The organism is Ruegeria sp. C11 (assembly GCF_056537725.1).
On sequence record NZ_JBQFSB010000001.1, the window covers coordinates 316454 to 334836 of the forward strand.

Annotated in this window: 22 protein-coding genes; 7 read left to right on the top strand and 15 right to left on the bottom strand. The window is 60.6% G+C overall.

Features of this window, described 5'->3' with window-relative positions:
* Positions 1–193: 193 nt before the first annotated feature.
* Positions 194–1036 carry an alpha/beta fold hydrolase gene (locus ACR0NA_RS01590; RefSeq protein ID WP_480725534.1) on the top strand — a complete coding sequence of 281 codons (843 nt, stop codon included), beginning with the start codon at positions 194–196 and terminating at the stop codon, positions 1034–1036.
* A gap of 45 nt (positions 1037–1081) precedes the next feature.
* Here the strand turns inward: ACR0NA_RS01590 and ACR0NA_RS01595 are convergent, their stop codons facing one another.
* Both ACR0NA_RS01595 and ACR0NA_RS01600 read right to left on the bottom strand, forming a co-directional pair.
* The gene (locus ACR0NA_RS01595; protein WP_480725536.1) at positions 1082–1627 is read right to left on the bottom strand and encodes a peptidylprolyl isomerase; all 546 of its coding nucleotides are present in this window, start codon (positions 1625–1627) and stop codon (positions 1082–1084) included.
* Positions 1620–2126 (bottom strand): peptidylprolyl isomerase, encoded by a 507-nt coding sequence (locus ACR0NA_RS01600; protein ID WP_480725538.1) that lies wholly within the window; start codon positions 2124–2126, stop codon positions 1620–1622. Before ACR0NA_RS01600 ends, ACR0NA_RS01595 begins: the two co-directional genes overlap by 8 nt.
* A 134-nt stretch (positions 2127–2260) precedes the next feature.
* Here ACR0NA_RS01600 and ACR0NA_RS01605 point away from each other — a divergent pair, with 134 nt between their 5' ends.
* The 5 genes from ACR0NA_RS01605 to ACR0NA_RS01625 all read left to right on the top strand — a co-directional run bounded on the left by ACR0NA_RS01605 (position 2261) and on the right by ACR0NA_RS01625 (position 7842).
* A complete protein-coding gene (locus tag ACR0NA_RS01605; protein ID WP_480725541.1) occupies positions 2261–3451 on the top strand; it encodes a phosphoglycerate kinase in 1191 nt (396 codons plus the stop codon).
* Between the two features lie 170 nt (positions 3452–3621).
* Entirely contained in the window at positions 3622–3921 is a 300-nt protein-coding gene (locus ACR0NA_RS01610) for a septum formation initiator family protein (protein WP_170651955.1), read from the top strand.
* Positions 3922–4138: 217 nt separating this feature from the next.
* Positions 4139–5128, top strand: coding sequence for a pyruvate dehydrogenase (acetyl-transferring) E1 component subunit alpha (pdhA, locus tag ACR0NA_RS01615; protein ID WP_480725544.1), 990 nt, complete (start codon positions 4139–4141; stop codon positions 5126–5128).
* A 15-nt stretch (positions 5129–5143) separates the two neighbouring features.
* Positions 5144–6520 carry a pyruvate dehydrogenase complex E1 component subunit beta gene (locus tag ACR0NA_RS01620; RefSeq protein WP_480725546.1) on the top strand — a complete coding sequence of 459 codons (1377 nt, stop codon included), beginning with the start codon at positions 5144–5146 and terminating at the stop codon, positions 6518–6520.
* Between the two features lie 14 nt (positions 6521–6534).
* Complete coding sequence (locus tag ACR0NA_RS01625) at positions 6535–7842, top strand: pyruvate dehydrogenase complex dihydrolipoamide acetyltransferase (protein WP_480725549.1); 1308 nt, start codon at positions 6535–6537, stop codon at positions 7840–7842.
* A gap of 65 nt (positions 7843–7907) precedes the next feature.
* Here ACR0NA_RS01625 and cysE read toward each other — a convergent pair whose 3' ends face one another.
* Positions 7908–8717 (bottom strand): serine O-acetyltransferase, encoded by an 810-nt coding sequence (gene cysE, locus ACR0NA_RS01630; protein WP_480725551.1) that lies wholly within the window; start codon positions 8715–8717, stop codon positions 7908–7910.
* 85 nt (positions 8718–8802) lie between these two features.
* Here cysE and ACR0NA_RS01635 point away from each other — a divergent pair, with 85 nt between their 5' ends.
* On the top strand, positions 8803–9141 hold the full coding sequence (locus ACR0NA_RS01635; RefSeq protein ID WP_480725553.1) for a TraR/DksA family transcriptional regulator: 339 nt from the start codon (positions 8803–8805) through the stop codon (positions 9139–9141).
* Here ACR0NA_RS01635 and ACR0NA_RS01640 read toward each other — a convergent pair.
* From ACR0NA_RS01640 to ACR0NA_RS01695, 12 genes are read right to left on the bottom strand one after another with little or no spacing between them, the layout of a single operon-like run.
* Entirely contained in the window at positions 9122–9418 is a 297-nt protein-coding gene (locus ACR0NA_RS01640) for a DUF7742 family protein (RefSeq protein WP_480725555.1), read from the bottom strand. The genes ACR0NA_RS01635 and ACR0NA_RS01640 overlap by 20 nt on opposite strands.
* 7 nt (positions 9419–9425) lie before the next feature.
* Complete coding sequence (locus tag ACR0NA_RS01645; RefSeq protein WP_480725557.1) at positions 9426–13409, bottom strand: baseplate multidomain protein megatron; 3984 nt, start codon at positions 13407–13409, stop codon at positions 9426–9428.
* A complete protein-coding gene (locus ACR0NA_RS01650) occupies positions 13409–13855 on the bottom strand; it encodes an NlpC/P60 family protein (RefSeq protein WP_170651939.1) in 447 nt (148 codons plus the stop codon). The genes ACR0NA_RS01645 and ACR0NA_RS01650 overlap by 1 nt, the downstream gene beginning before the upstream one ends.
* Positions 13852–14739 carry a DUF2163 domain-containing protein gene (locus tag ACR0NA_RS01655; protein WP_480725560.1) on the bottom strand — a complete coding sequence of 296 codons (888 nt, stop codon included), beginning with the start codon at positions 14737–14739 and terminating at the stop codon, positions 13852–13854. The genes ACR0NA_RS01650 and ACR0NA_RS01655 overlap by 4 nt, the downstream gene beginning before the upstream one ends.
* Positions 14739–15371, bottom strand: a complete 633-nt coding sequence (locus ACR0NA_RS01660; protein ID WP_480725561.1) for a phage distal tail protein, Rcc01695 family — start codon at positions 15369–15371, stop codon at positions 14739–14741. The genes ACR0NA_RS01655 and ACR0NA_RS01660 overlap by 1 nt, the downstream gene beginning before the upstream one ends.
* Positions 15372–15386: 15 nt before the next feature.
* Positions 15387–16049 (bottom strand): phage tail tape measure protein, encoded by a 663-nt coding sequence (locus tag ACR0NA_RS01665; protein WP_480725562.1) that lies wholly within the window; start codon positions 16047–16049, stop codon positions 15387–15389.
* Entirely contained in the window at positions 16036–16245 is a 210-nt protein-coding gene (locus ACR0NA_RS01670; protein ID WP_480725564.1) for a rcc01693 family protein, read from the bottom strand. The genes ACR0NA_RS01665 and ACR0NA_RS01670 overlap by 14 nt, the downstream gene beginning before the upstream one ends.
* Positions 16242–16562: a gene transfer agent family protein gene (locus ACR0NA_RS01675; protein WP_480725567.1), complete on the bottom strand. Its 321-nt coding sequence runs from the start codon at positions 16560–16562 to the stop codon at positions 16242–16244. Before ACR0NA_RS01675 ends, ACR0NA_RS01670 begins: the two co-directional genes overlap by 4 nt.
* Positions 16562–16975 (bottom strand): phage major tail protein, TP901-1 family, encoded by a 414-nt coding sequence (locus ACR0NA_RS01680; RefSeq protein ID WP_170651927.1) that lies wholly within the window; start codon positions 16973–16975, stop codon positions 16562–16564. Before ACR0NA_RS01680 ends, ACR0NA_RS01675 begins: the two co-directional genes overlap by 1 nt.
* Before the next feature lie 20 nt (positions 16976–16995).
* Entirely contained in the window at positions 16996–17409 is a 414-nt protein-coding gene (locus ACR0NA_RS01685; RefSeq protein ID WP_480725569.1) for a DUF3168 domain-containing protein, read from the bottom strand.
* Positions 17406–17744, bottom strand: coding sequence for a phage head closure protein (locus tag ACR0NA_RS01690; RefSeq protein WP_480725572.1), 339 nt, complete (start codon positions 17742–17744; stop codon positions 17406–17408). The genes ACR0NA_RS01685 and ACR0NA_RS01690 overlap by 4 nt, the downstream gene beginning before the upstream one ends.
* Positions 17741–18340 carry a head-tail connector protein gene (locus ACR0NA_RS01695; RefSeq protein ID WP_480725574.1) on the bottom strand — a complete coding sequence of 200 codons (600 nt, stop codon included), beginning with the start codon at positions 18338–18340 and terminating at the stop codon, positions 17741–17743. Before ACR0NA_RS01695 ends, ACR0NA_RS01690 begins: the two co-directional genes overlap by 4 nt.
* Between the last annotated feature and the right edge of the window lie 43 nt (positions 18341–18383).

Sequence of the window (18383 nt, forward strand, 5' to 3'; positions counted from 1 at the left end):
TGAACCAGTAATCGAACCACAGCCAGACCGTAACACGCAGACGTGACAAGTTGTGCAACGGGTCAGGCAAAAATTCTTCGCTTTGATTTGTTGATACTCGGTTATCATTCGGCCCGCGTATCACGCCCCAAAAGACAAATTCCGGGAGAAATATGAACCGGGGGCATCTGGCGCCAGTGAAAGGGAGATGAAGATGTTCAAGCTGATTGCAACCATTGCTGCCGGGCTGGCCGCAACCTCGGTTTTGGCCGAGGACCAATGGCTTTCGATCCCGGAGCCACCGGCGATGCCCGAAGCAGTCGAAAGCGGCACCGCCGAGGTCAACGGTATAAACATGTACTATGCCTCCTATGGAGAGGGCGATGGCGATCCCGTTCTGCTGATCCATGGCGGTTTGGCGCATGGGGACATCTGGGCCGCACAGGTCGCGGACCTGTCGCAGGACCACAGGGTCATCGTGGCAGATACACGTGGTCACGGGCGTTCGACCAATGACGGCAGCGCCTATACCTACGACCTTCTGGCGCAGGACTATCTGGCGCTTTTGGATCACCTGAGCGTGGACAAAGTGCATCTGGTTGGATGGTCTGACGGGGCAAATATCGGCTACGTGATCTCGACAACCTCTCCTGGTCGACTGGCAAGCCATTTTGCACATGCAGGGAATGTCAGTCTGGACGGCATCGACCCGTCGGTCGAGACAAACGAAGTCTTTGGGGTTTATGTCGGCATGATGGCGCAGGACTACGCAGAGATGTCCCCTACCCCTGATGGTTTCGAAGATTTTATGGGCGGTGTCGCAACCATGTGGGGTACCGAGAAACCCGGCGGGTTGGACTCACTTCAATCCGTGACCATCCCAACACTTGTTGTGCAAAGCGAACATGACGAGGCTATTCTGGAAGCACATTCAAAGGCGATTGCCGAAGCGATACCAGAAGCAAATCTGCTGATCTTAAAGGATGTCAGTCACTTTGCCTCGTTTCAGGCGCCCGAAGCTTACAATCAGGCGATCCGCGACTTCATCGACCAATAACGCTGCGATGTGACCCGGCGCTTGTGCAAGCGCCGGGATCAGGATTCATTCGGTCACAGTGACCTTTTTCATCACGTCAGGCTGGCCGACCACGGCCCCGTTCTGACCGGTGCCGCGCTTGATTGCGTCAACCACGTCCATGCCGTCCGTGACCTTACCAACGACCGTATATTGGCCATCAAGGAACGGGCCAGGAGCAAACATGATAAAGAACTGCGAATTGGCACTGTTAGGGTTCTGCGAACGCGCCATGCCGACGACACCACGATCATAGGTGATATCCGAGAACTCGGCAGGCAGGTCCGGGCGGTCTGAACCGCCGGTTCCCGCGCGGCCCATGTCACTGCCCAGCTTGCCATGTTCCACATCGCCGGTCTGAGCCATGAAACCGTCGATCACGCGATGAAACACGACACCGTCATACAGGCCTTCGCTGGCCAGCGCAGTGATCTGCTCCACGTGCTTGGGCGCTACATCGTCGAACAGGTCGATGGTGATTGTACCATTCGCCTCACCCTCAACCTCGATCTGCAACCCTGTCGCCAGCGCAGGGCTGGCCATCAGGGCAAATACGGCGGCCAGCTTATGCATCTGCAGCCACCTTGACGCTGATCATGCGGTCGGGGCTTGCAGGCGGCTCACCACGTACGATGGCATCCACGTGCTCCATGCCGTCAATCACACGGCCATAAACGGTGTATTGTCCGTTCAGGAAGTGGTTGTCCTTGAAATTGATGAAGAACTGCGAATTGGCCGAGTTCGGGTTCTGCGAACGCGCAGCGCCCAGCGTGCCCCGGTCATGCGGCAGTTTCGAGAATTCGGCCGGAACGTTCGGCAGCGACGACCCGCCGGTTCCCGCCATGCGCAGGTTGAACCCGTCTTCCATATCACCGTGCTGCACATCGCCGGTCTGGGCCATAAAGCCGTCGATCACTCGGTGAAAGGCCACGTTGTCATATTCACCCGCGCGCGCCAGTTCCTTCATGCGCTCGCTGTGCTGAGGGGCAACATCGGGCAGCAATTCGATGACGACATTGCCGTCCTTCAGTTCGATGATGATTGTGTTTTCGGGATCCTTGATCTCGGCCATCTGGCCCTCCTGTCGTTTGGTATTGCGCAAATACCTATGCGCCGGGCGCGCGAATGCCAAGTGACGCATTGACCTGAGGGCAAAATGCAGGAAAAGAACCGCCCAAATCTGATGCAAGCGGCGGAGTGAACGCGATGGGCTGGAAAACACTGGACGACATGGACCTGAACGGCAAGCGCGTGCTTGTGCGCGTGGATATCAACGTGCCGATCGTGGACGGCGTGGTGACCGACTCGACCCGTATCCGCCGCATCATCCCCACTGTGCGCGACATCATCGCAGCGGGTGGCAAACCGATCCTGCTGGCGCATTTCGGCCGTCCCGGCGGCGAGCGCCGTGAAAACCTGTCGCTGAACCAGCTGATCCCGACGCTGGAACGCGCGTTCGAAACCAAGGTTCTGTTTGCCGCCGATTGCGTCGGAACAGCAGCGGAACTGGCAGCCGGGGAATTGCAGCCAGGCGAAGTATTGCTGCTGGAAAACACCCGCTTCCACGCAGCAGAAACCAAGAACGATCCCGACCTGGCCGCTGGTATGGCCCGGCTTGGCGATGTTTACTGCAACGACGCCTTTTCCGCCGCGCATCGGGCCCACAGCTCGACCGAAGCCATCGCCCGGCTTCTGCCCGCCTGTGCGGGCCGTTTGATGCAGGCCGAACTGGAAGCGTTGGAAAGCGCGCTCGGCGCTCCCAACCGCCCCGTCACCGCGGTTGTTGGCGGCGCCAAGGTTTCCACCAAGCTGGAATTGCTGGGCAACCTGATCGAAAAGGTGGATTACCTTGTGATCGGTGGCGGCATGGCCAACACCTTCCTCGTCGCCAAGGGGCTGAACGTGGGCAAGTCTTTGGCCGAACGCATCATGAAAGATACCGCCGCCGAAATTCTGGCCAAGGCCGAGGCATCGGGATGCAAGATCATCCTGCCCAGCGACATCGTGGTGGCCGAAAAGTTCGAATCCCACGCGCCGCATCAGGTTCTGCCCGCCGATCAGTGCCCCGAAGAAGGGCTGATCCTGGACGCAGGCCCGGACAGCATCGACGCAATCGTCGAGATTTTCGAGCAAAGCCAGACCCTGATCTGGAATGGTCCGCTGGGCGCATTTGAGCTTGAGCCGTTCGATGCAGCAACAAACGCCGCGGCACTCAAGGCCGCGGCACTGACCCGTGCGGGCAAGCTGATATCGGTTGCCGGTGGTGGCGATACAGTTGCGGCCCTCAACGCGTCGGGTGCGGCAGGCGATTTTTCCTACATCTCCACCGCTGGCGGCGCGTTTCTGGAGTGGATGGAAGGCAAGACATTGCCCGGCGTCGCCGCGCTGGAACAATAACTCCGAACCAACAGGCGCCCTGCCCGGGGCGCCTGAATTATCTATTTCGAATCATTTGACATCTTTTTGCGATTTCGGGGATTCACAACCCGAATCACCTGTGACATAGTGCTGACAGATGCCCGAAAAGGGCACGTTATTGAGGCAGACTTCATACGGCGGTAAACAGAGTGTCCCGTTCCCATCGGCCCGGTTTGGGCGCAGCGTTGTTCTTTGCAGTGGCATTCATGCTGGGTGTTTATTTCACCTTCGCTGCCGTGCAGGGCGACTATGGCCTGTTCCGTCGGGTCGAGATCGCTGCGGAACGGGACGCCCTGTCACGCGACCTTGCGCGGCTGGATGCAGAAATCGCAAGGACAGAAAACCTCACCCGCCGCCTGTCAGACACCTACCTTGACCTCGACCTGCTGGACCAGCAGGCGCGCTCGGTTCTGGGCCTGATCCGCGCAGACGAAATCGTCATTCGCTAAAGCGTTTCACGAACTAGCTGACCCTCACCAGATCACCAATGTGTCTTAGGCGCAAAGTTCATCTGGGTGTCGATTTTTTAGGTCTTTCGTTAACCGCAGCAAGCAACCCGCCGCCCCGGACGACGCTGCGTCACATTTCCCCTCGCCAGACGCTGCGAAATGCTTTATGAGATAGTTTAACGCTAAACTATCTTGCCGTAAGGGGGAGATCGCCACGATGGCCGCGCGAAAAACCACAAAGAAACCAAACGTTTCAGCGGATGAGCTGAAACACTACTACCGCGAAATGCTGCTGATCCGCCGATTCGAGGAAAAGGCTGGCCAGCTATATGGCATGGGCCTGATCGGCGGTTTCTGCCACCTCTACATCGGACAGGAGGCCGTTGTGGTCGGCCTCGAGGCTGCGGCCGAAGAAGGCGACAAGCGCATCACCTCGTACCGCGATCACGGCCATATGCTGGCCTGCGGTATGGACCCGGGCGGCGTGATGGCCGAACTGACCGGACGCGAGGGCGGGCTGTCCAAAGGCAAGGGCGGCTCAATGCACATGTTCTCGAAAGAGAAGCATTTCTACGGTGGCCACGGCATCGTTGGTGCACAGGTTCCCCTAGGCGCCGGTCTCGCCTTTGCGGACAAGTACAAGGGCAACGGCCGCGTAACCTTTACCTATTTCGGTGATGGCGCCGCAAACCAGGGTCAGGTCTATGAGACCTTCAATATGGCCGCACTGTGGGACCTGCCGGTTATCTTCGTGATCGAGAACAACCAATACGCCATGGGCACCGCTCAGGCGCGCTCGACCTCGACCAAGGATATCTATGTCCGGGGCGAGGCGTTCGGCATCCCCGGTGAAATCGTCAACGGCATGGATGTTCTGGCCGTGAAAGAGGCCAGCGAAAAGGCCGTCGCCCACTGCCGCGCCGGCAAGGGGCCGTACATCCTTGAGGTCAAGACATATCGCTATCGCGGCCACTCGATGTCCGACCCGGCCAAGTACCGCACCCGCGAAGAGGTTCAGAAGGTGCGCGAACAAAGCGACCCGATCGAACATGTGCGCGAGTTGCTGCTGTCCGGCAAACACGCGACCGAGGATGATCTGAAGGCGATCGACAAGGAAATCAAAGAGATCGTCAATCAGGCCGCCGAATTCTCGAAAGAAAGCCCCGAGCCGTCGCTGGATGAGCTCTGGACCGATATCTACGCCTGAGAGGACGACTAAGACATGGCAACCGAAATTCTCATGCCCGCCCTTTCGCCCACGATGGAAGAAGGCACATTGGCCAAATGGCTGGTCAAGGAAGGCGACACTGTGTCGTCCGGCGACATCATGGCCGAGATCGAAACCGACAAGGCCACGATGGAGTTCGAAGCCGTCGACGAAGGCATCGTCGGCAAGATCCTGATCGCTGAAGGCACCGAAGGGGTCAAAGTGAACACCCCCATCGCGATCCTCGTCGAAGAAGGCGAAGATGCATCCGCTCTGCCCTCGGCTGCGCCCGCAGCCGAAGCGGTGGCAGACGCCGCCCCTGCGGCGGCCCCGGCGCCTGCTCCTGCTCCTGCCGCAGCACCTGCTGCACCAGTCGTTGACCATTCACCCGACTGGCCCGCAGACGCCGAGATGAAATCGCAAACGGTCCGTGAATCCCTGCGCGATGCCATGGCCGAGGAAATGCGCGGTGACGAAGACGTCTATCTGATGGGCGAGGAAGTCGCCGAATATCAGGGCGCCTACAAGATCTCGCAAGGATTGCTGGACGAATTCGGAAGCAAACGCGTGATCGACACCCCGATCACCGAACATGGCTTCGCCGGAATCGCGGTTGGTTCTGCCTTTGGCGGTCTGAAACCGATTGTCGAGTTCATGACCTTCAACTTCGCCATGCAGGCGATTGACCAGATCATCAACTCTGCAGCCAAGACGCTCTATATGTCCGGCGGTCAGATGGGCTGTCCCATCGTGTTCCGCGGCCCCAACGGTGCCGCCGCGCGCGTGGCTGCCCAGCACAGCCAGGACTACGCTGCGTGGTACATGCAGGTCCCGGGTCTCAAGGTTGTCATGCCCTATTCGGCGGCTGACGCCAAAGGCCTGCTGAAATCGGCGATCCGCGACCCCAACCCGGTGGTTTTCCTTGAAAACGAAATCCTCTACGGTCGCTCCTTTGACGTGCCGCAGGTGGACGACCTTACCGTCCCACTGGGCAAGGCCCGCATCTGGCGCGAAGGCTCGGACGTGACCATCGTCAGCTTTGGCATCGGCATGCAGTTCGCGTTGGAAGCCGCCGACAAACTGGCCGAGGAAGGTATCAGCGCCGAGGTGATCGACCTGCGCACCATCCGCCCGATGGACACCGGCGCGATCATCAACTCGGTGATGAAAACCAACCGTCTAGTGACCGTCGAAGAAGGCTGGCCGCAAGGTTCCGTCGGCAGCTACATCAGTTCCGTGGTCATGCAGGAGGCGTTCGATTACCTCGACGCGCCGGTTATCAACTGCACCGGTAAAGATGTTCCGATGCCTTACGCCGCGAACCTGGAAAAGCTGGCCCTGATCACCACCGATGAGGTGATCGCAGCCGTCAAACAAGTGACCTACCGGTAAGGAGCGACAGACAGATGCCCACCGAAATTCTGATGCCCGCCCTTTCCCCAACGATGGAGGAAGGCACCCTTGCCAAATGGCTGGTCAAAGAGGGCGACACCGTCTCCTCCGGTGACCTGCTGGCCGAGATCGAAACCGACAAGGCCACGATGGAGTTCGAGGCCGTTGACGAAGGCACAATCGGCAAAATCCTGATCCCCGAAGGCACCGAAGGGGTCAAGGTCAACACCGCCATCGCAGTTCTGCTGGAAGATGGCGAAAGCGCCGATGATATTGCGGCGGCACCGGCCAAAGCCCCCGAGGCGGCCCCAGCCGCTGCGGGTAACGAGGCCGCCGCGCCAGTGGCGTCCGAGGCGCCCGCCCCTGCCCCGGCAGCTCCAACCACTGCAGCCGGTGGCCGTGTCTTCGCCTCGCCGCTTGCCCGGCGCATCGCGGCCCAGAAAGGTCTCGATCTGGCTCAGATCAAGGGTTCCGGCCCTCACGGTCGCATCGTCAAGGCCGACGTCGAAGGTGCAACAGCCACTGCTCCGGCCCCGGCCGCTGCACCAGCAGCTGCTGCGGCGGCGCCCGCACCTGCAGCCGCTCCGGCCGGTCCTTCGGTGGATATGGTCGCCCGCATGTACGAAGGCCGCGAGTACGAAGAGATCAAGCTCGACGGTATGCGCAAGACCATTGCCGCACGTCTGAGCGAAGCCAAGCAGACGATCCCGCATTTCTATCTGCGCCGCGAGATCAAACTGGACGCCCTGCTGAAATTCCGTGGCCAGCTGAACAAACAGCTGGAAGGTCGCGGCGTAAAGCTCAGCGTCAACGACTTTATCATCAAGGCCGTCGCCAACGCGCTGCAACAGGTTCCCGAATGCAACGCCGTCTGGGCTGGCGACCGGGTTCTGCAACTGAAACCTTCGGACGTCGCCGTTGCGGTCGCCATCGAAGGTGGTCTGTTCACCCCGGTCCTGCAGGATGCTGACACCAAATCACTGTCAGCCCTCTCGACCGAGATGAAGGACCTTGCCGCCCGCGCACGTGAGCGCAAGCTTGCTCCGCATGAATATCAGGGTGGCACCTTTGCGGTTTCCAACCTCGGCATGTTCGGCATCGACAATTTCGATGCCATCGTGAACCCGCCTCACGCCGGAATTCTAGCCGTCGGTACGGGTGCGAAGAAACCGGTTGTCAGGGACGATGGTGAACTGACTGTCGCAACCGTAATGTCGGTTACCATGTCGGTCGATCACCGGGTCATTGATGGGGCGCTAGGGGCCCAGCTGCTTCAGGCCATTGTGGAAAATCTGGAAAATCCCATGGTCATGCTGGCCTGAGCCTGCACGTAAACAACAAAAAAGCCGCCTCTTTCACCGAGGCGGCTTTTTCTGTTTCAAAAAAGTTACTGATCCTTGCCCAGCATGTGATCCATTGAGATTGCGGGCTGATCGCATCCGGCCTCGCCCACGATCTTGGCCGGAATTCCGGCCACCGTCTTGCAAGGCGGAACCTCCTGCAACACCACGGAACCCGCGGCGATCCGGCTGCAATTCCCGACCTGAATGTTACCCAGCACCTTTGCGCCTGCACCGATCAGAACACCGTCACCAATCTTGGGATGGCGGTCTTCTTCTTCCTTACCGGTTCCGCCCAGCGTCACCGAATGCAGCATCGAGACATTGTTGCCCACAACTGCGGTCTCACCGATAACGATGGAATGGGCATGATCGATCATGATCCCCTGGCCAATCTTCGCAGCCGGATGAATGTCGATGCCGAAAATCTCCGATGACCGCATCTGAAAGAAATAGGCCAGATCGTGCCGCCCTTTGCGCCACAGCCAATTGGCAACGCGATAGGCTTGCATCGCCTGATATCCCTTGAAGTACAGAATCGGTTGCAGCAACCGGTGGCAGGCCGGGTCGCGCTCGTACACTGCCATCAGATCGGCCCGCGCCGCATCAACGACGCGATGATCGTCCGCATAGGCTTCGTCCACGATTTCGCGCAGCACCATCATCGACATCTCGTTCGAACACAGCTTGGCCGCAATCCGATACGACAGCGCTCGCTCAAGGCTTTTGTGATGCAGGATACAGGCGTGAACCAGCCCGCCCATCAGCGGTTCCTGCTCAACAGCCGCATGTGCTTCTGTCGTGATGCGATCCCAAACCGGATCGACAGGTGTCAGATTTCTGCGCGTTTCAATCATGGCTTTTGGTCCTTTGCTGCGCCTAGAATAGCCATCTAGGGGCAAAAAGGCCAAACGCAAACCCTTGATATGCGTCACAACAGAAATGAATGAGACAGATCTGAGAGAATTCGAAACCCTGATCCACAGACAGCTGGCTGAATTGGAACAAAATTCCGACGCCGGGCTGGACGCACAGGCCGTCGTTCAGCTTGATCAGCAGGCCGTCGGCCGTCTCAGCCGGATGGACGCCCTACAGAATCAAGCCATGGCCAAGGCACAACAGGCCCGCCGCGACGTTGAGGCCAGCCGCTTGCACGCCGCGCTTCAGCGCATTGAAGAGGGCGAATTCGGCTATTGTGAAGACTGCGGCGAAGAGATTCCGCATGGGCGTCTGAAACTGGATCTTGCGGCCAGCAAATGCGTCAGCTGCGCCTCTGGCTGACCCGATGCCGGATCAGACACCTCAGGACGGTTTCAAAGCAACGGCAGTATTGCAGATCGTCGAAATTCGGCTCGTCCGGCAGGTTCCGCAACCTCGCTACAGCCATCAGTGACCCGTTTCCGAACCGCGGATGCAGCTTACCGTATCGCATCACAAATCGGTCTGCGATCTCGGCCTGCCGCAACAGGTGGAAACACAGGCCCTCGCGCTCTGCGGGCGGCACGGACAATAATGCCCGCGCCGCCGCGCTGATATCCCCATGAAGAACGGGTCGCATGCTCCGGTTACTTCACCGTAAGTTTTGCGAACGCTCCCGGCCCGTAAGTGGCCGAGACCTGTGCAACCTCAACCACATAGTCGCCGGAAATCCCATCTTCTGCCTGTTTGGACAAGCTGTACAACCAGTTGCGGTCTCCGATGACGATATCTCGCAGAACTTCACCGTTCTTGCGGATACGCAGAATATAGGATTCGCTTTCTTCACCCAATGGCACGTCCAACCCGGCCCAGTCGTCCCCGTCAACACGTGTACGCCGTATCCACGACAACCGGGTACCACCGCCCGTAAGCCGCGCGGACAGATGTGCCGGAGAATAGGGCCTCAGGCCATTGCCCTCGAACGCCTCGACCAGATGGGTATACGACCGGTTATTGTATCCGCGCCTTGCCGGTCCAATACGATAGTTCTTGGCCACACGGCGTTCCGAACGCAACAGCCCCGTCTGATACACCCTGTCATCCAGCAACACGAACATCGACCCGACAGGCCAGACATTCGACATCATCGCATCCGTGCCCAACTGCCCGCGCAACCGGCCTGACAGCTCGTAAATGCCCTTCCCTTGCAACATCGCGTTGCTGAACTGAAAAACCTCCCAGTTTCCGGTGCTGCCGTCACCGATGGCCGCCAGATTGGCACCGTTCAGCAGGGCCGGACGCGGGCGGGATTCCAACACCCCTTCAATCAGATTGACCCGCAGCGCGGCACCTTCATCCCAAAGCCCGGGTGTTGCCCGGATCAGGGGCGTTTCCGTAAACCCGATCACGGCCTGGCTGGCGATGACCTCGCGCAGCGCATAATCCTCGTCGTTTGACGATGCATAGACGGCGACGTTACCCGGCCACGGATTGGCTGCCACCGCCAGATATGGGGCATAGGGCACCTCGTTACCCGTGATCAGCGGCAGATCCAGAAATACCGGCAAGACCGGCGTTGGCGCCACAAAGGCCTTGGCCGCGACCTCATCTTCGGGCAGGTCCGAGGTCAGATAGACACCGGGCTGAATTCTGACCGCTTCAGCCAGCTGCATTTCCGCCTGCTCAATCCGGTCGATCCGATACAGCCCGCCCTGCTCTCCCTCTCTGGTTCCCGGAAGGCGAACAACGTCACCCGCACCCAGATCCATCTTTGACGGCGGCAAGGCAAACCGCGCCGTCTCGCGCGAGACGCGCGCCTCGCTGAGCCACCTTTCCACGGTTTGCCGGCCTTCGCTGCGCGTCATGGACAACGGCATTTCGTTGACTGCGACAGCGTGGGTTTCGGTATCCGGCAGAACCACCTCTTCGGCGATAACGTCATGATCCGCATCCGAATGGACAAAGCGCAGCCTTACGCGTCCGGTCATCTGCGCCTCGGCCTCACGCACATGCTCGACATCGCCGTCGATTTCCGAACTGATCGCAAACTCATCCGGCGCGATGTCGACGGCGTTTCTTCCGTCGCGCATCCGGAATCTCAGCGCGCCATCCCGCTCGATCGCATCGAACCCGTAGCGCAGCATCAGGGGCTGCAAGGCCGAGCGGGCGTCGGTCACGTCCTCGATTACATAGCCCCGGACGATGCCCCACAACCCGGACACATCAATCTGCGTGACACCTGACGCGTAACAGATTTCCGCCACGACCGATGCCAAGGTCCGCGACCCGGACCGCCCGTTCAGCCAATGACCACGGGCATAATTGGCACCGTCACTCCACAACCCGCGCAGATTGGGAAATGTCGGATAGGGCCGCGCATCCCATGCCCAGACATAGGCGTTGGTCAGGTCGATCATGCGCCTGCCATAGACGTCGGACATCGGGTTTTTTCCGGGCGCATTCCAATATCCCAAAACGGCCCTCAGGTATTGAACCTGCATAAGATCGTCTCGCAAACCATTGGAGTACTTTGGATACTTCGATTCCGATGATTTGGGATCAATGAACTTGTTCGGCTGGTTCGTCCCTTTGTCGATGGCAGCACATCCCAGTTCGGTGAACCAGATCGGTTTCGATTTCGGCTTCCATGCTGTCCGGTTGGGCCGCCGGACGCCGTTGATCCGCTCGTGATGCGGTTTCGACCACCAGTTGCGCAGATCCTTGTAGCGCCAGACCCATGGTTCCCCATGTTCGGCATCCTCGATGGGCGTGCGAATTTGCGTATCGGACTGATCCGACCCCCGATAATACCAGTCGTATCCTTCGCCACCCTCGATATTGCTTTGCAGATATTTCAGATCATAGATCGACCGGGCCCCGGCGGCGGCATCCAGATGATCGTCGCCATCCCGCCAATCCGACAGCGGCATGTAATTGTCGATCCCGACAAAATCTATGTTCTCGTCCGCCCATAGCGGATCTAGATGGAAATACCTGTCGCCGCTGCCATCGTCAGGCTGATACCCGAAATACTCGGACCAGTCCGCCGCATACCCGATCTTGGTGTTCGGCCCCAGCAAGGTCCGCACTTCAGCTGCCAAAGATCTAAGTTGCGCAACCGTAGGAAATCCCGATGCGCCCCGAATTTGGGTCAGGGCCCGCATCTCGGACCCGATGCAGAACGAATTGACACCCCCAGCCGCCGCGCACAGCGCTGCATAGTGCAGAATGAACCGACGCAGCCCCCATTCCTGTGGCCCATGATATGTCACCGCACCATCGCCGATCACAAAATCCGACGCTTTCGCCGTTCCAAAGAACTTGGCCACCTGCGTATCCGCCGCAGCCGTCTTGTCGGGCGATCCTTCGCGGCCCGGTGCCTTGCTCAGCGTGATGCGCCCGCGCCACGGCAGGTGCGGCTGGTGTTCGGCATCCGACCACGGGTCGGCCAAACCGTTGTCCGCAAGCTGATCCATCAGGATAAACGGATAGAACATGACACGCTTGCCCTGGCTCCTGAGGTGCTGAATAGCCTGAACAACCGAGCCATCGGCGGGCGTGCCACCATAAACCGGACGCTCATCGACCAGTTTGACCTTTTGCGCAGCAGACCGGGTCTGACCGGCGACCTGCCACGGCATCGTATCCCCCTCGACATCGCCCCGCACGACCTTGGGCCGTATCTGGCACGCGTTGCACCGCAAGTCGCTGCCGAACCATGACACGATCAGCGAGGCCGCCTCGCATCCCGGCAATTCGCGTCGCAGGGCGCGTGTTGATGCAACCAGATCCGACAGGCCCGACGGAGAGTTCATATTGGCCGCCCAGGACCGCCCCTTGCCTTTGGTATAGTTCATCTGATCACGCGCCAGCGTGTATTCACCCGTGCCGGGCATCAAGGCCACACCCTTGATAATACTGGCCAACCTGTCCCCGTAGCCGGGCATGCCCTTTTGCTCCTGCCGGACCACTTCGAACGAGAACTGGGGAACGCGATTGCCGAAACGGCCCAGCGCCAGATCTTCGATCACCACATACGCCGTCCCGCGATAGGCAGGCACTTTGCCGACACCCTCGGTCGCTTCGATCAGCGGGTCGGGCAACTGGCCCTTCGTCCCGTGATATATCCGCATGTTCAGATCGTCATGGGCCAGTTCCTCGCCATCCGCCCAGATTCTGGGGATATCCGCGATCTCGCCCGTTCCCACCGCAATCGCCAGCGAGACCGAATAACTGTAATTGTGCGTGGTGGTTGTCGTCGTGACTTCGGGCTGTTTTGGCGTTCCCTTGCCCCCGCCACCGCCGGTAGTCTGAGAAGCAGTCGTCGTGCTCCGCGTTTCCAGAAATTCTGATGCCCAGATCACTTGTCCGCCGACCCGCATCCGCCCGAAGACCGTGGCCATTGGCGCGCCTTCGCCCGTTTCGGTCAGACGGAACCGGTCCAGACGGCCGGTTTCGACAACCTCGCTGCCGCCGCCCATCACTTTCTGGCTCATCATCCGCTGGTCGATCAGGCGGCCAACGGTTGCTCCGACCGCTCGGCCAATGACTGCGGTGGACAACCCGGCCACCGTTCCACCGATTGACCCACCGAGTGCGGCACCCGCCGCCGATAGAATGATTGTCGCCATCAGCTTACCCCCTCGGGAAATTCGAAACGCGCCACCACCCGGCGGCGCCACGGCTCACTCAGCGAGTTTTCAACGACGCCATGCCCGGAATAGGCATGAATAAAGCGCGGAGCTTCACCCGTTGCGCTGACGATCCCCAGATGTTTGGCCACGGCCACATCGCGCATCCGGAACAGCAGCACATCGCCAGCCTCCAGATCAGGGCCGGGTTTTTCGACCAGATGACGACGGGCTGCATCCCACAACCGCTCTTCGCCCTGCGGCTCGGACCAATCCGTGCTGTAAATCGGAACCGCCTCGGGCTCGTGCCCGACCAGCTCCCGCCAGACGCCGCGCAGCAGGCCCAGACAATCCGTTCCGGCACCCTTGACCGACGCCTGATGCACATAGGGGGTTCCAAGCCAGGTCCGCGCCTCATCTACTATATTCTGCCGTGTAATTGTCACCGCCTGCTTCCCCCGTTGTTGGGCTGGCCCTTCTTGGGCACCGCCATCACCCAATCCTCGCTCGGCAAATCCGGAAAACCCTGAAAATTCAAAATGTTTTCGAATTTTGTTCGACAGGTCGGCATCCGCTTGTCGCACCCGGCAATTAACCGTGCCTGATCACCGACAGCGACGCCGCCGCCGATCGACTGCCACAGTTCCACGGTCCGGGCGCCCTTGCGCAGCCTGTCATGCTTGATCGTCCCCCACAGCCCCTTGGCGCTGCCCGAAATGATCTCCAGCCGTCCCCGTTTGAACCAGCCGCTCTGAAAGCGGCCCATGCCCCCAAACCGGAAAATGCCACCTTCTGCCACCTGAAGGATTTCGGCCTTGCCCGAAAACTTCGGGTCCGAGACGTTGATCTGGCAGTTCTCGTCCCCCAGCACAGCTGTACAAGGCTTTTGATACACGCGCCCCAACGGACGGTTCAGCAAATCGGTCAGCCCGCGAAGCTCGGCATGAAAGGCACCACCGCCGCGCCGCAATTCACCGATCGATCCCCTGAACTGCAGAATACGCTGATTGGTATCGGCCCAATTCACCAGCCACGCGCGCACTTCGGCCGCGTCGAACCTGCCGGCTTCGATATCCTCTTCACGCACTGCAGCGTCCGAGATCGCGCCCATCGCCTCGGCATTGTCAATCGACAACCCGGTCGCCTGCTCAACGGCCGAGGCCGTTAGCCCGGTATTGGCCTTGAACGTGACTCCGGCAAAGCTCAGCTCCAGATCGTGATCGGTAAAACCGTGCACCACCCCATCCTTCCGGGTGATGGACCAGCACCGGCACAGCGTGGTCAGGCCGGTTTTGACATGTGCGTAAAGGGCGTTTTTCTTCAACTCCATCAGACCCGCACCTCCACCACCGGGACATTCGGCACATCGCCTGCCTGAAAGCTGGCGACGCTGGTCTGGATCTTGTCGGTATCAAAGCGCACCGGCACGTCGAACTCGAACCCGGCTGTGATCTGCACATCCTCGGCAGGAGGGTTGAACAAGGTGATCACGCCGGTCGTCAGATCGACCTCAAAATCCACACCCTCTTTCTGCTCATCCTGCTCAAGTCCGACCCGCACGGTGCCCAGAACCGGTTTGACGATGGGTCGCTCATAGCTGAACCCGCCCGAGGCATAGGATTTGCGCAGCTGAAAGGAGGTCTGCGTGCCGTCCCCTCTACCGATCACCTGATCCTGCATCGATACATCTGCCGTGGCCGTGCCCGATTTGAAATCCGACCAGTCTTTCCAACGAAATCCGAACATCTGTCCCTGCCGGGCCTCAAAGAACGAAATCAGCGCCTCGACATCGTCAAGCGAACGCATCCCGACCCCGGCGTCATAACGCCGCCGCGAATGCGCCCAGGGGGTGTTGCGTTCTTCGAAACCATTGGCCAGCGTTACGATATCCGTCCGCCGCTCCGGTCCCCCAACCGAGCCAAAGCTCAGATTGGCCGGAAACCTTACCTCGTGAAAGTTCATGCCTTGCTCCCCGAATTACCTGTTGCGATTGCCGCGCCCCAGCGCCCGGCTCATCTGTGCTGCGATCTGTCCCTGACTGCGGCGAAACCCCTGAACGTCGGGGGTTGTGATATTCATCACCACGTTGACGGCGCGCCCGGCCCCCGAATTCCGCACGCCCAGCTTGCCATCCGGTCCGCGCGCCAGCGGCATGATTGCCTCTGGCCCCGCTTCGCCCATCAGGCCGACACCGCCGCGCATCGGAAAGGTGGTGGGGCCACTGACCACGCCGCCATTGGCAAACGGCATCACCCGGCCCCGTGCAAAACTACCGCCATCCGCAAAAGGCAGAATGCCCTGAACCAGACCGCCAACCGTATTGGCCAGCATCCCGCCGAAATGATCCGTCACCGGCTTGATCGCGGCCGCATAGGCGGTCTGAATCATCGAGTTCTTCAGCACATCCAGCGCGTCCGACAGGCCCATGCCATCCAGCACCACGCCGTCAAAGGCCTTGCGCAGACCGCTGGACATGCCGCGCTCCAATGTGGCCGCATCCTTGCCCGTCTCGGCAAAGGCAGACCGAACCCGCTTCATCTGGGTGTCAAAGGCCGCCGCCATCGTCGCCGCATCGCCCAGCGCATATCCCAGCGCCTCGCCACGTTCCTGCAGGTCGTCAAACCCGTCACGATCCGTCATCACGCTCTCCTTGTTCTTTGTCCGGATAAGCCGCCAACAGCGCATCCAGCCCGGCCCGGTTCATCGCCGGTATCCCCGCGCCCTGCCCCAGCATCAGCCGCAGCTCGGCCGGGGTCAGACGCCAGAACTGATCCGGTGCTAGACGCAGCCCGATCAACCCGGCCCGCATCAGGGCTGGCCAGTCGAACCCGCTCATGCCTGTTCCGGCACCATGAAGGCCCGCGCCAGCAGTTCAGCCGCCGCCCGCGCACCCGCCATGGGGCCACCCTCGATCCCGGCGCTCAGCAGATCGGCGCGGGTGACATCCGCCCCGCCACCCCGCAACCCGGCCACGATCAGCGCCAGCACATCACCGCTGGAATAGCCGCCGCCCTCGAACCGCTGCACCAGTTCCACCAGCGAGCCTGAGCCCAGTTCCTGTTCCAGTTCCGCCAAAGCACCCAGTGTCAGCTTGAGCACCCGCCGCTCTCCGTCGATGGTCAGCGCCACCTCGCCCGTCCACGGATTGGCCATCAGAGCGCCGTAAAGCTCAGCGCGCCGGCGCTCGCCATGCTCATCTCATAGGTCGCCTCGCCATTGTGCGAGCCCGCATATTCGATGCCGGTCACCTGAAACGGCCCCTCGACGATACCGAAATCGGGGATGATCACCTGAAATGCCGGGGTTTCGCTGTCAAAAAACAACTGCCGCGCGCGTTCATCGGTTCCCTCATCCCGGAACACACCCGAACCCGAGATCGAGGCCGACTTGACCCCCGCCCCCGACAACAACTCACGCCAGCCGCCCTGACTTTCCAGGCTGGTCACATCCACGCTTTCCGCGTTGAAACTGATCCGCGTGGCGCGCAGCCCCGCGATGGTCTCGAACAGACCCGTGCCGTTCATGTCCACTTTGACCAGCAGGTCCTTACCGTTCTGGGCACCCATATGCTCTCTCCAATGATTGCTTAGTTGTCTTCCACGCGGGCGCGGAATCTCAGATCGATCTGGCGGATCGCGCCGCCGGTTCCCGTGCGCCGGGCCGAGGCACGTTCAAACCACAGCCCCACCAGGCGACCCCGGTCGAGCGTCAGTGATGCACCCTCCAACGCATCACACACCGCCCCGGCCAGCGTCTTGGCCGCGCCGAAACCGGCAGCCCCTGACACCACCGACACCGTGAACCGGTGCACTGCGCCACCGCCCGACCGGTCCGAGGCCTCTCGTACCTCCTCCGGCCCAAGCGTCACATAAGTCTGCGGCAGCGATCCGGCGGGCACCGCGTCATAGATCGCGCCACCTGACAGAGTGCTGACCTGCGCATCCCCCAAAAGCTGCTGAAACACCGCCGTCTGCAAAGCAGCCGATACGCCATAGCTCATGCCGCCACCTCCTCATCCGCGAAACAGGTCAGGTACTGGCCGCGCCCATCGCGTTCAGCGACCGCGCGGATAACAAAGTGGCGGTCGCCTTCGCGAAACCGCTGATCCGGCGCAGGCCGCATGGCCGACCCCTCGGGCGCGCCCCGCACAACAATGCGATAGCTGACCCGCGACACCGGTACCCCGGCAACCTGCCGCTCGGCCCCGCTGCGCGCGGTGACCTCGGCCCAATGGGTGCCCAATGCCTGCCAGCTCTCGGTGTACCCACCGGACCCGTCGGCTGCGCGCACCGGTGCCTCCAGCACCAGTTTCCTGTTCAACCTGGGCGTCTTCATTGCGCCACCCCGGCACCGAACCGCACCATCCGATAGCGTTGGATCAGGCTGGTCACGCCAAATGGCATGCACCCATCACCCAACGCCGTTTCGTCGCGGTATTCGTAATAATGCGCCGCCAGCAACAGCACCGCTTGCCCCAGATCGGCAGGCAGCCCACCCCAATCAGGTGCCATCCCGGCCGTAAATGTGATCTTCACCGACCCGCCCGTAGCGATCATCGGCAATCCAGAACTTGCCGGACGCAGCCGGGGCCGCTGCAAATCACGCTCCAACCTGTAAGCATCCGCGGCCACTGCAGTCTCGGCACCCGCAGCATCCGTAACCATTACCGCGTCAACCGCAGTTACCGGAGCCACCGGCAACACCTCGCCTGCGTGATCGCGCCAGCTGTTCAGGCTCCACGAAAAGTCGCGCTCGATCAGTACTTTGCCGGTGCGCGCCTCAATCGCTGCAATCGCCGCGCGCAGGAATCCCTTTAGCACTTCGTCCTGCACATCGCCTTCGGCAAACCCCGTGCCCAGCCGCAGATGCGCCTTGAACTGATCCACCGGCAGCGCCGCATCCGCGATGGCGGTTTCTTCGATCAACATCATCCATTCTCTCCGCAATCTCGGACCCCTCCGGGGGCCGCATCCT

Coding starts and splice junctions, on each gene's coding strand:
- ACR0NA_RS01665 (WP_480725562.1), bottom strand. CDS start 16,049: ATGACGGATCGTGACGGGTTTGACGACCTGCAGGAACGTGGCGAGGCG.
- ACR0NA_RS01595 (WP_480725536.1), bottom strand. CDS start 1,627: ATGCATAAGCTGGCCGCCGTATTTGCCCTGATGGCCAGCCCTGCGCTG.
- ACR0NA_RS01680 (WP_170651927.1), bottom strand. CDS start 16,975: ATGGGTGCCCAGAACGGTAAGGACCTGCTGGTCAAAGTGGACATGAAC.
- ACR0NA_RS01600 (WP_480725538.1), bottom strand. CDS start 2,126: ATGGCCGAGATCAAGGATCCCGAAAACACAATCATCATCGAACTGAAG.
- ACR0NA_RS01695 (WP_480725574.1), bottom strand. CDS start 18,340: ATGATGTTGATCGAAGAAACCGCCATCGCGGATGCGGCGCTGCCGGTG.
- pdhA (WP_480725544.1), top strand. CDS start 4,139: ATGGCCGCGCGAAAAACCACAAAGAAACCAAACGTTTCAGCGGATGAG.
- ACR0NA_RS01645 (WP_480725557.1), bottom strand. CDS start 13,409: ATGGCGACAATCATTCTATCGGCGGCGGGTGCCGCACTCGGTGGGTCA.
- ACR0NA_RS01635 (WP_480725553.1), top strand. CDS start 8,803: ATGAATGAGACAGATCTGAGAGAATTCGAAACCCTGATCCACAGACAG.
- ACR0NA_RS01605 (WP_480725541.1), top strand. CDS start 2,261: ATGGGCTGGAAAACACTGGACGACATGGACCTGAACGGCAAGCGCGTG.
- ACR0NA_RS01590 (WP_480725534.1), top strand. CDS start 194: ATGTTCAAGCTGATTGCAACCATTGCTGCCGGGCTGGCCGCAACCTCG.
- ACR0NA_RS01675 (WP_480725567.1), bottom strand. CDS start 16,562: ATGGCCAATCCGTGGACGGGCGAGGTGGCGCTGACCATCGACGGAGAG.
- ACR0NA_RS01690 (WP_480725572.1), bottom strand. CDS start 17,744: ATGAAGACGCCCAGGTTGAACAGGAAACTGGTGCTGGAGGCACCGGTG.
- ACR0NA_RS01625 (WP_480725549.1), top strand. CDS start 6,535: ATGCCCACCGAAATTCTGATGCCCGCCCTTTCCCCAACGATGGAGGAA.
- ACR0NA_RS01660 (WP_480725561.1), bottom strand. CDS start 15,371: ATGAACTTTCACGAGGTAAGGTTTCCGGCCAATCTGAGCTTTGGCTCG.
- ACR0NA_RS01655 (WP_480725560.1), bottom strand. CDS start 14,739: ATGGAGTTGAAGAAAAACGCCCTTTACGCACATGTCAAAACCGGCCTG.
- ACR0NA_RS01670 (WP_480725564.1), bottom strand. CDS start 16,245: ATGAGCGGGTTCGACTGGCCAGCCCTGATGCGGGCCGGGTTGATCGGG.
- ACR0NA_RS01685 (WP_480725569.1), bottom strand. CDS start 17,409: ATGAGCTATGGCGTATCGGCTGCTTTGCAGACGGCGGTGTTTCAGCAG.
- ACR0NA_RS01640 (WP_480725555.1), bottom strand. CDS start 9,418: ATGCGACCCGTTCTTCATGGGGATATCAGCGCGGCGGCGCGGGCATTA.
- ACR0NA_RS01620 (WP_480725546.1), top strand. CDS start 5,144: ATGGCAACCGAAATTCTCATGCCCGCCCTTTCGCCCACGATGGAAGAA.
- cysE (WP_480725551.1), bottom strand. CDS start 8,717: ATGATTGAAACGCGCAGAAATCTGACACCTGTCGATCCGGTTTGGGAT.